We start from the raw sequence: 13,769 nt of genomic DNA, 5'->3' as shown, positions 1-13,769 counted from the left end.
CTGCGCAACCGCCATCAAGCAAAGTTGGTTGGAGATTTCCTCTCATAAGTGGCGAGACGCTTAGCAGTTTAGATAGAGATCGATAACGATCAAACGGCTGATGCGATGCGCCTTGATCTGGATCATTGCTGCTCTGCCTTATCCTGAAGAGGATGAGGCATGACCGCCACGTCCTCTGCCCCCGCTGCCCGGTTGCCCGAGATCGGACGGCTCACCCTGCACGAGCTTTGGGCGTCGCTGGGTCAGGGCCTGCGCGATTTCTGGGCGGCTCCGCAATACGGGCTCTTTTTCAGCGCGGTTTACGTGCTGGGCGGGTTCGCGATGATCTGGCTGGGGGCGGGGCATGTGGCCTGGATCTTGGCGACGTCGCTGGGGTTTCCACTGATTGCGCCCTTTGCTGCCGTTGGGCTTTACGAGGTGAGCCGGAGGCTGGAGGCGCGGGAGGCGCTCGACTGGCCGGGGATCCTGGGCGTCGTCTGGGCCGAGCGCGGGCGGCAGATCCCGTGGCTGGGCGCGCTGATCGTGATTTATTTTCTGTTCTGGACGTTTCTGGCGCATATGATCTTTGCGCTGGTGATGGGGCCGTCGGCGCTGACCAATATCACCTCGTCGGTCGAGATATTCCTGACGCCGCGGGGGCTGACCCTGATCGCGATCGAGGTGATCGTCGGCGGAGTGCTGGCCTTCCTGCTATTTGCTCTGACGGTGGTGAGCTTGCCGCTGGTTCTGGACCGGGAGGTGGATTTCGTGACCGCGATGCTGCTGAGCCTGTCCTGCGTGCGGCAAAACCTTTGGGTCATGCTGGTCTGGGCTGCGATCATTGCGAGCCTCAGCTTTGTCGGGCTGGCGACGGCGTTTCTGGGACTGATGATCGTGCTACCGGTGCTGGGTCATGCCAGCTGGCATGTCTATCGGCGGGCGCTTTACGTACCGGTCTGAGCGGGCCTGGTCTGCGCGATGCCGATCCACGCGACGGCGGCAGCAATGGCCGAGAGCGCGGCGGTGATCCAGGCGATGGCGGCGAAAGCGGCGTTGGTGGCCGCCCCGTGGCCCGGTGCGTCGCTGGTGGCGCCGAAGCTGTCCGGGCCGTCATAGACACCTGCCGCGACCGCGCCCATCGCGGCAACGGCGATGAGGCCAGCCATGCGGCTGAGTGCGTTGTTGATGCCCGAGGTGGCGCCGGTGGTCTCATCGGTCGCGCTGGCCATGACGGCGGTCGAGAGCGGGCCGACGACAAGCGCCATGCCGAAGCCCATGAGACAGTTGAGAGGGAGGGTGACGGTCCAGAACGCCTCCCACGGGGCAGAGATGGCGTGGCCCGCGAAAGCGATGGCGACGAGGGCCGAGCCGGTGGCGATGAGCGGCCCGGGGCCGCGTTTGTCGGCTTGCGCGCCGACCCAGCCAGAGAGAAGGCCGATGAAGACCGAGAGTGGGGCGAAGGCGAGGGAGGCTTCGAGTTCGGAGTAGCCCCAGCCTGCGATGACGGTCATCGGCTGGTAGAAGAGGACCGCGCCGAGCGCGAAATAAAGGCAGAAGGTGGCGAGGTTCGCGGCTGAGAATTGGCGGTCGGAGAATAGGCCGAGCGGCATCATCGGATGTTTGGCGCGGCGTTCCTGCAGGATGAAGAGCATAAGGGCGAAGATGGCCCCGGTGCCCAGAAGGGCGGGGGAGGGGCCGGTCGCGCTTTGCAAAGTGGTAAGCGCCCAGGCGCCGAGGCCGAGGCCGAGGCTCGCGAAGGCCGCACCAAGCCAGTCGAGACGGTCGGAGCTGCTGGGGCGATCCTTGTTGATCTTGGTCATGAGGACCCAGATCAGGAAGGCTCCGAAGGGCAGGTTTATGGCGAAGACGATGCGCCAGGCTGCCTCGCCGCCGAACGAGAGGAGCGCGCCACCCAGAAGCGGGCCGAGCGCGGTGGTCAGCGCCGACGAGGCCGCCCAATAGCCGATAGCCTTGCCGCGTTCGTTGGATGGGTAGGCCTTGGCTATGAGCGCGAGCGATCCGGGGACAAGGAAGGCCGCACCGATCCCCTTTAGCGCGCGGCCCGCGATCAGAATCTCGGGTGAGGGGGCGAGCGCGCAGATCACCGAGGCAATCAGAAAGACGATCAGGCCCGAGGTGAAGACGCGGACCAGCCCGAACCGGTCGCCTGCCGCGCCGCCGACGAGGATCAGCGCGGAGAGCGGCAGCATATAGCCGTTCGAGATCCATGTGGCCTGCGCCAGCGTCGCGCCCAAATCCTCGCGCATGGCGGGCAGAGCGATGGAGACAATCGAGCCGTCAATGAAGCCTAGCGCGGAGGCAAGGATCGCCGCGGTCAGGATCCACGGACGCGCCTGCGGATCGCAGAAGGACGGATCGTGCGGGGTCGTCACGGCGGTGTCGGTCATGGGGCCTCGCTTCGGGCAATGGTAGCGGGCGTGGCTTCGAAGCAGGTGCGGCCTTCGGCCGGGAAGTCTGCGATGTCGCGAGTGAGGGGCGTGAAGCCGAGCGCGAGGAGAACGGCGCGGGAGGCGTCGTTGCCGGGGAGCGCGCGGGCCAGGACGGTGTCGATCTGCATCTCGGTTTCGGCGAGGGCGACGGCCTGCCGGGCGGCATGGCGGGCGAGGCCGCGTCCGGTGCGGGATCGGCAGATGCGGTAGCCCAGTTTGGGCAGGCGAGGGAGCGTCATCGGCAGATTGACCCGGCCGACAATTCGCGGTCCGTCGTGGACGAGACCGAACCAGCCCTGACCCCGGGCCGCCTCGTCCAGCAGGCTTGTGATCGCCTTAGTCAGCCCGGCCTCGGTCAGGTATCCATCGGGGCGGGGGCCAACCCATTTGGCGAAGAAATCGGCGTTGCGCTGTTCGAAGTCGAGTAGGGCCGCGTGATCGTCCATGGTCAAGGGCGCGACGCGGATCCCGCAATGCAAAACGGGCGCCGGAGGAAGATCCGGCACCCGTTTGCTGTCTGTCATATGCCTTGGCCGTCAGGCTTTGGGTTCTTCGGCTTTCTTGGCCGCGGAGGCCTGAAGCGGGTCGTCCTGACGCTGGACCGAGCCCTCGAAATGAGCGCCGCTTTCGATGGCGATCGTCTTGTGGATGATGTCACCCTCGACGCGTGCGGTGGCGGTCAGGCGGACCTTCAGACCGCGTACGCGGCCGACGATGCGGCCGTTGACGACCACGTCGTCGGCCATCACTTCGCCTTTGACGGTGGCGCCTTCGCCGACGGTCAGAAGATGCGCGCGAATGTCGCCTTCGACCTGGCCTTCGACCTGGATATCGCCGGAGGTCTTGATGTTGCCCTTGATGTGCAGATCGCCCGATAGGGTCGATGCAGGCGGTTTTGCCTTGGGCGTCGAGGATTTGTAATCAGGCGCCGGGGCGCTGCTGCCGCTGGAGGCAGGCGCCTTGGAGGCGTCGCCCTTGGCTGGCTGTGACGGTTGATCTCCGGTCTTTGCGCCCGGTTCGTTGATCTTGCTTTTAGAAAACATCTCGTCCCGCTTTTATATAGATCATGGGGTTTACAGGTCTGCCACCGACACGAACCTCGTAGTGCAAATGGGTCCCGGTCGACCTTCCGGAGTTCCCCATATCACCGATCCGTTCGCCGCGCGAGACCCTTTGTCCCGGCTGCACCCGGATACGGCTAAGATGCGCGTACCGCGTCTCGATCCCGAACTCGTGCTGGATCTTGACCAGCCGGCCATAGCCCGAGGCCCAGCCTGCCGAGATCACGACGCCGTCGGCGGTCGAATAGATCGGTGTGCCATGCGGACCGGCAAAATCGGTGCCGTTGTGCATCCGGCCCCAGCGCGGACCGAAGCCGCTGGTAAAGCGGAAAGCGGATTTGACAGGTGTATCGAAAGGCGCGCGTTCGGCGGCGATGCGGTAGAGATTGATCCGGTCCATCTTGGAGAGGATCCCGTTGGCGCGGGCGGCATCGGCGTCGTAGCTCGACCCGCTGGTCGAGAACTGGACCGGCGTCAGGGGCCCGCCCTGACCGGAATAGCCGCGGCGCACCTGATTGATAAGGTTGTCGGGGTCCATGCCAGCGGCCTTGAACATCTCGTCGAGCGGCTCGACCGAGACGAGCATCGCCTCTTCGAGCTGGCGGAAGATCTGGTCGTTCTTCTCGTGCAGAAGTTCCAGCTCCAGCTCGACCTCCGCGGCGCGTTCGATGGCAAATTCTGCATCTTCGGCGATCATATCCCGCTCTGCCGCGGTGCTGGCCAAGGCAGAGGACAGCAGATCGACGGTGCCGGTCATTTCGGTGGAGGCGGGGCCAGAGGGCGTACCGTTTTCGGCATTGGCCATCAGTTCCTGGCTTTGAATACGGGCCTGATTGCGCTCGCGCGAGGTGCGGCGAAGCGTGGCCTGAATGACCTCGATCCCGGTCTCGAGCTCCTTGCGGCGCTCTTCGGATTGCAGAAGCTCGGACTGCATAAGCGAGATCTGGGCGAGGGCATCGTCAAACCGGTCCTGCGCGGCGACCGCTTCTTCGGCGCTGGCATCGCGCTCGGAGGACATGGCGTTGAGCCGCTCCTCGTACACGCGCTGATCGCGGACGGCCTGGGCGCGGAAGTTGCCCGACCCGATCGAGTCCATCAGCAGGACGGCAGTCGCGAAGATCGACCATCCAACGACGAAGGCGCTGCCCGAGATGGCCAGCAGCTGGCTGGACGGTTTGAGCCGGATGAACCGGGTTTCGGTGTCCGTTCTGAGAAACAGCCGCCGTTCGGGCAGCATCTTTTCCAGTGAAAGATTAAGTCGGTCGATCAGTTTCCTGCGCACGCGCCGCCCTTTGCATTTGCCTGTCCCAAATATCCATGACCTTTCCCGGCCATCGTCTTTTTCGCATGCGTTTGCCCACATACGTTAGCCAATCGGATATCGTCTGAGGGGCATATCTGCAAGAAATTTGCGCAAAAACTGTGGCAGGTTGCCACAATGCGATTCATGTCAGCAACAATCTGCCGATGATTGACGGGCCCGGGTGTCAGGCGCGGTCGGACAGTGGCCAGTAGAAGTCGGGCGGCAAACCGGCTTCGGCGCGTTTTTCCTCATTAAACGGGGCCTTTGTGCCGCCGGGAAAGTAGCGGCGGACAAGAGCGTGAAAGGTGCCCTTAGGCTCAAGGTCGTGGCGTCCGCAGAGGAAGTGAAACCACTTCGATCCGTAGGCCACATGGTGAACTTCCTCAGCGTAAATCACCTCGAGTGCCTTAATTGTGTCATGATCTTTGGCGCGGCGGAAAATCTCGATCATGCCGGGCGTCACATCGAGGCCGCGCGCCTCCAGCACCATCGGCACGACGGCGAGCCGCGCCATGATATCCTCCACGGTATCCTCGGCGGCACGCCACATCCCGGCATGGGCGGGCAAGGCGCCATAATGGCTGCCGAGCGCCTCGAGCCGGTCGCAGATCAGGTTGAAATGCTTGGCTTCCTCGCAAGCGGCGCGGACCCAGTCGTCGAAAAAGCCGATGGGCATCGACATGTCGGGGAACCGCGCGATCAGGTCCCAGTGCAGATCGAGGGCGTTCAGCTCGATATGCGCGATCGCGTGCAGGATGGCGATCCGCCCCTCGGGCGTTCCGGGTTTGCGGCGCGGTACGTCGCGGGGATCGAGAAGCTCCGGCGCCTCGGGCCGCGCAGGACGCAGAGGCGGGTCTGCCCGGCCAAGCGCGACCTCCGTCTCCGCCTCCCGCGCAGTTTGCCAAGCCGCACCATGGCTCAGGGACAGAGCGGTCTTTGCGCGCCCGTCGGCCATGGTGAGGACCTGAACGGCCATCTCGCGCAGCGTGATCATAAGATTCTCATCTTGCCGAACAATACCTCGGGGATCCAAGGGGCAGCGCCCCTTGGCCGCGCGCCGGAGGCGCAAAAGCATCATATGCGCCGCAGGCGCGCATTTCGGTCACAGCGCCTTGACTGCTTCGAGCACTGCTTCGGCATGTTCCGACACCTTCACCTTGCGCCACTCTTCACTCAGCACACCCTCCGCGTCGATCAGGAACGTCGAACGCTCGATGCCCATATAGGTCTTGCCGTACATGCTCTTTTCCTTCCAAACGCCGTAGCGCTCGCAGACGTCGCTCTCTTCGTCCGACAGAAGTGCGACCTTCAATCCATGCTTGTCGCGGAACTTGTCGTGCTTTTTGACGCTATCCTTACTCACCCCGAGGATCACGGCGCCTGCCGCCTCGAACTCGCCCAGATGCTCCGAAAAGGCGATGGCCTGCTTGGTGCAGCCCGAGGTGTCGTCTTTGGGATAGAAGTAAAGGACCACCTTTTGTCCGCGAAAATCGCTCAACGACACCTCCTCTCCACCATCGCGGGGCAGGGTGAAATCGGGAGCGGCAGAACCGGTCTGTGGGATATCGGTCACGGGGGATCATCTCCTTGTTATCGCATGTCCGCCCGGGTGCGGTCATATGTCAGAATCGTTCTAGTCCGCCACGCGTGAAAAGAAAGCCATCCGGCAAGCCTGCCCCAGAGACACCATTACCCAGAGAGGCATCCATCAGGTCCTATTCCGAATTCGAGGCCGACAAGGCGGCAAAGCGGGATCCGGCATCGGAGCGGTCCGAGGCGGAGCCTGTCCCCTTGCCCGCGCAGGATCAACCGGCGAAGGCCGCCCCGCTGCCGCGCAGGCGATCGCGCGCGCCTGAACGGGCCGAGCAGGTGCATCGCTGGTGCCTTCGGCCGCTTCGGATCTGTCTGAGGGTCTCGCTTTTGGTTTTGGGCCTGCCGGTCGCGTTCGCCATCGCTGCCACGGTCTTGCTTCTGGGCCAGGAGATCCGCGCGCCCACCTGGGTCAAGGATGCGGTCTCGGAACGGGCGTCTGAGGTTTTAGGCAGCGGCAGCCTAGATTTCGGCAGTATATACGTGACGATAGCGCGCGATCTTCATCCGACTGTTCGGCTGTCGGATGTCACGCTGACCGATGGTGACGGGCAACAGCTGGCGCGGCTGCAATCGCTCGAAGCAGGCGTCAGCCCGCGCGGGATCCTACTGGAAAGCGCGGCACTTGTTCAGACGCTCGATCTGATCGGAGCGGAGTTTCAGCTGCGCCGTGCGCCCGAAGGCGATCTGGCCGTGAGTTTCGACAATCTGCAGGGCACCGCTTCGCAGACGCGAAGTTTGCCGGATCTTCTGGATAGCCTCGATGCGGTGCTGGACGCGCGCGCGCTGTCTGCCCTGACCGAGATCAATGTTCGCGGCGTGGTCATCAACTATCTGGACGAGCGGTCCGACCGCAGGTGGCTCGTCGATAACGGGCGGATCGATGTCGATCTGACGGAAGGGCGGCGGCTCTCGGCGGATCTGGCGCTTTTGTCGGGGCGTTCCTTCGCCAGCACGTTGCGGCTGACGCTGACCCGTCCGCGCGGCGCGCGGCAGACCGATGTCGCCCTGGCCGTGGACCGTATCCCGGCCGTCGATCTGGCAAGTCAGTCTCCGGCCTTGTCTTTTCTGTCGGTGATAGATGCCCCGATCACCGGAGCGGTTCGCGCGTCGCTCAGCCCGGCCGGTGAGGTCGAGGATGTCAGCGGAACGCTGGAGATCGGCGCAGGCGCTCTTGCCCCGGGGGCAGCGACGCCGATCCGGTTCGATGCGGCCAAGACGTATCTGCGGTTTGATCCTGCGGCAGGCCGGATCGAGTTCGACCAGATCGAGGTCACCTCCGAATGGGGCGATATCGATGCGACGGGAACGGCCCTTTTGAAGGATTTCGAGAACGGTCTGCCGAAGACGTTTCTCACGCAGATCAATCTTGGCGGGCTGAATGCCAATCCGGCGGGTCTGTTCGCGGATCCGGTCCGGATCTCGAGCGGGGTCGCCGATCTGCGCCTGTCGCTCGATCCGTTCCGGCTGGAGCTGGGGCAAATGACGCTGGTGGGACCAGCGGGCACGGCTCGCGCCTCCGGAGATGTCACGGCGGACGGGACGGGATGGGCTGTGGCGGTCGATGCCGAGGTCGAAGCGACGCAGACCGAGACCGTCAAGGCGCTGTGGCCCCCCGCGTTCAAACCCGGCACGCGGCGCTGGATCGTCAACAATATCGAAGCGGGAACGCTGACCGATGTCTCCGCAGGATTGCGGCTGCGTCAGTCCGAACCGCTGCGCTATGCGGTGAGCGCGCGGCTGTCGGATGCCAGGGTCCGTGTCGTCAAGGGGCTGCCTCCGGTCGAGGAGGGGGAAGGTTTCCTCACGCTTCAGGAGGACGGATTGCAGGTCGCTGTCGATGCAGGCGTTATTCGGCCTCCCGAGGGAGGCGTTCTGTCGGTGGCAGGATCGACCTTCGCGATCCCCGACATGCGGCTCAAGCCTGCCCCCGCGACGGCTATTCTGCGCACCGATGGCCCCCTGACGGCAACGCTGTCGCTGCTCGATCAGCCGCCGCTGGGCTTTCTTGCGAAGGCCGGACGCCCGGTTGCCCTTGGCGAAGGCCGGGCCCGGGCCGAGACCCGGCTGGATCTTCCGATCAAGAAGGGACTGACGATCGACGATGTTTCCTTCGCGACGACGGCCACGGTCGAGGATGTCTCGTCGGGTGTTCTGGTGCCCAACCGGATCATCACAGCCGAACGGTTGTCGGTCGATGCGGATAGGGGCGGTCTGGAGGTCAGCGGGCCTGTGCGGATCGATGGGGCCGCCGCCACGCTCACCTACGCGCAGCCTTTTACTTCCGGCGGGGTCCCGTCGGTCGAAGGGCAGCTCGCCCTGTCGCAACAGACGCTCGATGCGTTCGGGATCGGCCTGCCGCGCGGCACGCTTGGCGGGCTGGGGCAGGGGCAGGTGCGGCTGGATCTGCCGAAAGGCGCGGCGCCCCGGTTCCGGCTGACCTCGGATCTGGCGGGCCTGCGATTATCCGTGCCACCTTTGGGCTGGACCAAATCGCCCGGACAGACGGGCCGGTTCGAGATTTCCGGCACGCTGGCGTCGACGCCTGTCATTGACGGGCTGTCGCTGACCGCGCCGGGCCTCGATGCGGCGGGAACGCTGACACTGTCAGGCGGCGGGCTGGAGCGGTTGAGCCTTTCGCGGCTGCGTGCGGGAGGGTGGCTTGACGCGCCGGTGACGCTGACCGGGCGCGGCGCAGGGCGTGCGCCTGCGGTGACGATCCGGGGCGGGTCGCTGGATCTGCGCAACCTGCCTCAATTCGGCGCCTCAAGCGGCAGTGGCGGCGCGCCGATCACCGCGGCTCTCGACCGGCTGACGGTTACGAATACGATTGCTCTGCGAGACTTCCGGGCCGAGCTGGACAGTACTGGCGGGCTGTCGGGACGGTTCAGCGGCAAGGTTAACGGCAGCGCGGACGTGACCGGAACGCTCGGGCCGCGCAACGGCGGCACGGCGGTCCGGATCCGGTCGGACAATGCGGGCAAGGTTCTGCGGGCGGCGCAGCTGGCACCGGGCGCACGGAAGGGGTCGCTCGATCTGGTGCTCGTGCCGACGGGCGCGCGCGGGAGCTATGATGGTCAGCTTGCCATCAATGAGATCCGGCTGCGGGATGCACCCTCGGTCGCGGCTTTGGTCGATGCGATTTCCGTAATCGGGCTGATCCAGCAGCTCGATGGCAATGGGCTCCTTTTTTCGGAGGTCCGCTCGCGGTTTCGCCTGACGCCGAACCAGCTGATCGTAGCGGAGGCGTCGGCCATTGGGCCGTCGCTCGGCGTGTCGCTGGACGGCGTCTATGGGCTGGCGAACAAGCAGATGAACTTTCAGGGCGTGGCCTCTCCGTTTTATCTGGTGAACGGGATCGGGGCGGCGTTGACCCGGCGGGGCGAGGGGCTTTTTGGGATGAACTTCAACCTGGCGGGCACCCCGGCGCAGCCGCAGGTATCTGTCAATCCGCTTTCGGCGTTGACGCCCGGCATGTTCCGCGAGATTTTCCGGCGCCCAGCCCCGGATTTGACCCAGTGAAGCTAAGCGATTTTGATTTCGACCTTCCCGATGACCTGATCGCCACCCGCCCCGCTAAGCCCCGCTCTTCGGCGCGGCTGCTGCTGGCAGAGGGCGGCGGGATCGCGGATCGCGTGGTGTCTGATTTGCCACAGATTCTGCGGCCTGGGGATCGGTTGGTGCTGAACGATACCAAGGTGATCCCGGCACGGCTGTCCGGGGTTCGGGCGCGAGACAGCGCTCAGGGGCCGGTGGAGGCGCGGATCGAGGTGACGCTGCTTGCGCCTGCCGCCGACGGGAGTTGGACGGCGCTGGTCAAGCCTTTGAAGAAGGTCCGGGACGGGGAGGTGATCCGGTTTACCGAGGCTTTGTCGGCTGAGGTTGACGGGCGATCGGAAGGGCAGGCGCGGCTGCGGTTCTCGCTGAACGGGGACGATTTCGACGCCGCTTTGGCAGAAGCGGGCGCCATGCCGCTGCCGCCTTACATCGCCGCCAAGCGGCCAGCGGATGCGCAGGACCGGACGGATTATCAGACGGTCTGGGCCGCCCGGCAGGGGGCGGTGGCTGCGCCGACCGCATCGCTGCATTTCGACGACGCGCTGTTGGACGCGCTAAGGGAGCGGGGCGTGGAGTTCACCCATGTGACGCTGCATGTGGGGGCAGGAACGTTCCTGCCGGTGAAAGTGGACGATATCGCCGATCATAAGATGCATGCCGAATGGGGCGAGGTCAGTGCGGAGGCCGCCGCCCAGATTGAGGCGACCCGCGCGGCTGGCGGCCGGATCCTTCCTGTGGGCACGACGGCGCTGCGCCTGATCGAGACGGCGGGGCAGGGCGGGACCTTGCGTCCGTGGATAGGCGAGACCGATATTTTCATCACGCCTGGCTTTGAGTTTCGGATCACAGACGGGCTGATGACGAACTTTCACCTGCCGAAGTCGACGCTGATGATGCTGGTCTCGGCGCTGATGGGTCCTGACCGGATCCGGGCGATCTATGCCCATGCGATCGCCGAGCGCTACCGGTTCTTCAGCTATGGGGATGCGTCGCTGTTGTTGCCGTAGGGTGGAGGGTGACGCAAGTACTGCATGGCACAGTTACTGCTATGCGGAACTTTGTCACCATTCACATTGTCAACGCAAAGGGCCGCTTCCTTTTTTGTTAGCACGAGCATCCAGTGCTATGAAATAGTCATCCGACTAGGCTAGCTTTCGCGCATGGATCGTTTGAACTTACGGTTTCGACAGGCGCAAGCTGCATTTGACCTGAATTGGTTGCTGCAAGCTCAAGACGATATGGTGCTTGTTCAATTCGGCGGACAAGACTTTCCAAGGATCGTCCGGAAACAGTCGTGTCGTTTTGAGGATGAGGCTGACGCAAAGTGTTTTGAACAGCTTGCTGCCATAGCTTTAGACTCCCTAGAGGGAGCAGACATCGCAGTTGCCATGATCTTAGCCAATGATCTTCAAAAAGGTCGTTGGAACGGCCACACAAGAGATTTTGCCGATATCGCGGTAGAGAGAATTCGCGCCTCATCTCGGCCTTTGTGCTCGGCAATATTGCGCGGTTTGGACGCTCTCGACGACCTCTCTTATGATCGTAAGCCAATTGAGTACTTCTTGCACAATGAAACCAGACTAACACGCAAAAGAGAACAAATACTGCCTAAATTATGTGAGATTGCTCGGACAATGGACGAGCCGACGCAACAGAGCATTGCTGCTGCGGATTACGGTCATGATACCGATCAGCACCTACAAGCTTTGAAGGATGTGTTATCCTCGGAAACATGTCTGTTCCAGAAAGATGAGCTCTGGTATCCAAGCGAAGTTGTCGAACTCGTATCGCACGTGCAATCAACGCCTGGCTTTGTGCCTTGCACTGCATTGCTTTTGGCAAATGCGATACAAGGTAGAGACAACGTTGGCTGGTTTGAGTTTCGTTGGAGCAACTTGGCGACTGATTACAACGACCTTCCCAAAAGCACTCGCGCCCCGATTTTAGCAGGACTTCGATTTTTGTATGAGTCTGGCGAAGATTTTACGACCTATTCCAAAGCTAAGAACTACCACCCCGCTATTTCGCGCGAAGGCTTGATTGACTTTGTAGAATTGCCGGATGACGCGTTTTAGCCCCTCTGAAAGCGGCCATTCGTTTGCAATGTAGCATCCGTCATTTTGGGCTCGATTCCAGACCTTCGCCGTCTTCGACTTGTAGGCCTTTCGACAGGCGGGATATTAGATCTGAGAAAATAGGTTCCCCCTAGACCAGCGCTTCGAAGAGGCGGGCGACGGCTTCGGCTCCAGGGTCGTTGTGGCCGGCGAGTTTTTCTTCGGAGATGTAGCTGGCGCGGCCGGCCTTGGCGCGGGTGATTGTGGCGGTGTGGTCGGCTCCGGCGCGGGCGGCTTTGGCGGCGGCGGGCAGGTCCTCTTGCAGCGCCTCGAGGGCGGGGTCGAGGGCGTCGATCATCGTGCGGTCGCCCGGCTGCGCGCCGCCCACCTGCATGATGCGCTCGAGCCCGGCCTTGAGCGCGCCGACCGCGTCGCGACCGCTGGCGGAGGCGTCTCCGGCGGCGGTGAAGAAGATGGCGAGCAGAACACCCGAAGAGCCGCCCATCGTCTGGCTGAGTTCGAGGCCGATGGCGCGGTAAAGCTGCGTCAGATCTGCCAGCGGCATCCGGTCCAGTGCATCCTTGAGCGCCCGTGCGGCGGTGGAGAGCGTGCTGCCCGTGTCGCCGTCGCCGGATTTGGCGTCGAGCGCGTTCAGATCGGCCTCCTGCGCGATCAGGATATCGCAGCACCGTTCGATGAAGGCGCGGGTTTCGGCATTCTGTGACGGCATCGGCTGAATGGGAGAGAGACCGTCGGGCAGGGGAAGGATCTTTGGCTCTTTGACCGGCATGCATCCCGGCCAGGCTTGCGGTGCGACGTCTGCGGTGAGCTGGACCTCGGTTCCATCCAAAGGCAAAAGGGACACAGAAAATCCGCGCATATCGAGCGAGGTCATCAAAGGAGCAGGCCCGACCATCATGGTGATCCGGTCTCCGAGAGCGCTTTGCGTGAGTTCCTGGGCGAGGATGGACATCTCGAGAGGGGTGGCGCCGCCGAGGTTGTTGAGAAGCGCCACATGCGGGCCTGCGCCGACCTTGGGGGCGAGTTTGTCGACCACCTGCGCCATCGCGTCCTTGGCGGTTGTAAACTCGACCTGCTCGACGCCCGGCTCGCCGTGGATACCGAGGCCTAGCTCGGCCTTCCCTTTGGGGATGCGCGCTTCCCTTTCGGAGCCGGGAACGGTGCATGTGTCGAGCGACATGCCGATGGAGACAACTTTGTCGATCACATTCTGCGCAGCTTTGGCGATGGTTTCCAGATCGGCGCCGTCCTCTGCCATGGCGCCTGCGATCTTGTGGACGAAGAGCGTGCCAGCGACGCCGCGCGCCTGCGGCAGATCGGGCAAGGCGATGTCGTCATCGACGACGACCATCTCGACCTTGAGACCGAAGGCGCGGGCGCGCTCGGCTGCCAGCCCGAAGTTCAGGCGGTCGCCGGTATAGTTCTTGACGATCAGGAGGCAGCCCGCCTTGCCGGTCACCGCGAGGATGCCCGCCAGCACCGCATCAACCGAAGGCGAAGCGAAGACATCGCCGCAGACCGCCGCCGTCAGCATGCCGCGCCCGACGAAGCCTGCATGGGAGGGCTCGTGCCCCGAGCCGCCGCCTGAGACGAGCGCGACCTTGGAGCGGTCCCAGTCAGAGCGGACGACCACCTTGATATGTGGATAGCCGTCGACCCGGGCGAGGCTCTCTCCGCCCGCGCGCAGCATCCCGTCGATGGCTTCGGTGACCAACGTCTCGCGGCTGTTGATGAACTGGGTCATGGGGGATCT

11 protein-coding genes are annotated in these 13,769 nt (G+C 63.7%); 4 read left to right on the top strand and 7 right to left on the bottom strand.

Features of this window, described 5'->3' with window-relative positions; genetic code table 11:
- The first annotated feature begins 159 nt into the window (after positions 1–159).
- Positions 160–939, top strand: a complete 780-nt coding sequence (locus AAD018_RS08905) for a DUF2189 domain-containing protein (protein WP_367315147.1) — start codon at positions 160–162, stop codon at positions 937–939.
- On the opposite strand, the gene AAD018_RS08900 is transcribed toward AAD018_RS08905, so the two are convergent.
- From AAD018_RS08900 to bcp, 6 genes are all read right to left on the bottom strand, one after another.
- Positions 924–2,387 carry an MFS transporter gene (locus AAD018_RS08900; RefSeq protein WP_367315146.1) on the bottom strand — a complete coding sequence of 488 codons (1,464 nt, stop codon included), beginning with the start codon at positions 2,385–2,387 and terminating at the stop codon, positions 924–926. The genes AAD018_RS08905 and AAD018_RS08900 overlap by 16 nt on opposite strands.
- Positions 2,384–2,953 (bottom strand): GNAT family N-acetyltransferase, encoded by a 570-nt coding sequence (locus AAD018_RS08895; protein ID WP_367315145.1) that lies wholly within the window; start codon positions 2,951–2,953, stop codon positions 2,384–2,386. The genes AAD018_RS08900 and AAD018_RS08895 overlap by 4 nt, the downstream gene beginning before the upstream one ends.
- A gap of 12 nt (positions 2,954–2,965) precedes the next feature.
- Positions 2,966–3,472: a bactofilin family protein gene (locus tag AAD018_RS08890; protein WP_367315144.1), complete on the bottom strand. Its 507-nt coding sequence runs from the start codon at positions 3,470–3,472 to the stop codon at positions 2,966–2,968.
- A complete protein-coding gene (locus tag AAD018_RS08885; RefSeq protein ID WP_412005219.1) occupies positions 3,462–4,727 on the bottom strand; it encodes a DUF5930 domain-containing protein in 1,266 nt (421 codons plus the stop codon). The genes AAD018_RS08890 and AAD018_RS08885 overlap by 11 nt, the downstream gene beginning before the upstream one ends.
- 250 nt (positions 4,728–4,977) lie before the next feature.
- Positions 4,978–5,787, bottom strand: a complete 810-nt coding sequence (locus AAD018_RS08880) for a ferritin-like domain-containing protein (RefSeq protein WP_367315142.1) — start codon at positions 5,785–5,787, stop codon at positions 4,978–4,980.
- 108 nt (positions 5,788–5,895) lie between these two features.
- Positions 5,896–6,357 (bottom strand): thioredoxin-dependent thiol peroxidase, encoded by a 462-nt coding sequence (bcp, locus tag AAD018_RS08875; RefSeq protein ID WP_367315218.1) that lies wholly within the window; start codon positions 6,355–6,357, stop codon positions 5,896–5,898.
- Between the two features lie 83 nt (positions 6,358–6,440).
- On the opposite strand from bcp, the gene AAD018_RS08870 reads away from it, so the two are divergent.
- The 3 genes from AAD018_RS08870 (at position 6,441) to AAD018_RS08860 (ending at position 12,016) form a co-directional block, all read left to right on the top strand.
- Positions 6,441–9,905, top strand: a complete 3,465-nt coding sequence (locus tag AAD018_RS08870) for a YhdP family protein (RefSeq protein ID WP_367315141.1) — start codon at positions 6,441–6,443, stop codon at positions 9,903–9,905.
- Positions 9,902–10,948 carry a tRNA preQ1(34) S-adenosylmethionine ribosyltransferase-isomerase QueA gene (gene queA / locus AAD018_RS08865; protein ID WP_367315140.1) on the top strand — a complete coding sequence of 349 codons (1,047 nt, stop codon included), beginning with the start codon at positions 9,902–9,904 and terminating at the stop codon, positions 10,946–10,948. The genes AAD018_RS08870 and queA overlap by 4 nt, the downstream gene beginning before the upstream one ends.
- 153 nt (positions 10,949–11,101) lie before the next feature.
- Entirely contained in the window at positions 11,102–12,016 is a 915-nt protein-coding gene (locus AAD018_RS08860; RefSeq protein WP_367315139.1) for a hypothetical protein, read from the top strand.
- Between the two features lie 130 nt (positions 12,017–12,146).
- On the opposite strand, the gene AAD018_RS08855 is transcribed toward AAD018_RS08860, so the two are convergent.
- Positions 12,147–13,760: a dihydroxyacetone kinase subunit DhaK gene (locus tag AAD018_RS08855; protein WP_367315138.1), complete on the bottom strand. Its 1,614-nt coding sequence runs from the start codon at positions 13,758–13,760 to the stop codon at positions 12,147–12,149.
- Between the last annotated feature and the right edge of the window lie 9 nt (positions 13,761–13,769).

It is taken from the genome of Aestuariibius insulae, assembly GCF_040783535.2.
Classification (GTDB): Bacteria; Pseudomonadota; Alphaproteobacteria; order Rhodobacterales; family Rhodobacteraceae; genus Aestuariibius; species Aestuariibius insulae.
The sequence above is the reverse complement of the archived record's forward strand: the minus strand, read 5'-3'. Positions and strand labels throughout refer to the sequence as shown.

Bases quoted from the DNA above. Each gene is read 5' to 3' on its own strand.
- AAD018_RS08880 (WP_367315142.1), bottom strand. From the start codon at position 5,787: ATGATCACGCTGCGCGAGATGGCCGTTCAGGTCCTCACCATGGCCGAC.
- AAD018_RS08890 (WP_367315144.1), bottom strand. From the start codon at position 3,472: ATGTTTTCTAAAAGCAAGATCAACGAACCGGGCGCAAAGACCGGAGAT.
- AAD018_RS08905 (WP_367315147.1), top strand. From the start codon at position 160: ATGACCGCCACGTCCTCTGCCCCCGCTGCCCGGTTGCCCGAGATCGGA.
- AAD018_RS08895 (WP_367315145.1), bottom strand. From the start codon at position 2,953: ATGACAGACAGCAAACGGGTGCCGGATCTTCCTCCGGCGCCCGTTTTG.
- AAD018_RS08885 (WP_412005219.1), bottom strand. From the start codon at position 4,727: ATGCTGCCCGAACGGCGGCTGTTTCTCAGAACGGACACCGAAACCCGG.
- AAD018_RS08855 (WP_367315138.1), bottom strand. From the start codon at position 13,760: ATGACCCAGTTCATCAACAGCCGCGAGACGTTGGTCACCGAAGCCATC.
- AAD018_RS08860 (WP_367315139.1), top strand. From the start codon at position 11,102: ATGGATCGTTTGAACTTACGGTTTCGACAGGCGCAAGCTGCATTTGAC.
- AAD018_RS08900 (WP_367315146.1), bottom strand. From the start codon at position 2,387: ATGACCGACACCGCCGTGACGACCCCGCACGATCCGTCCTTCTGCGAT.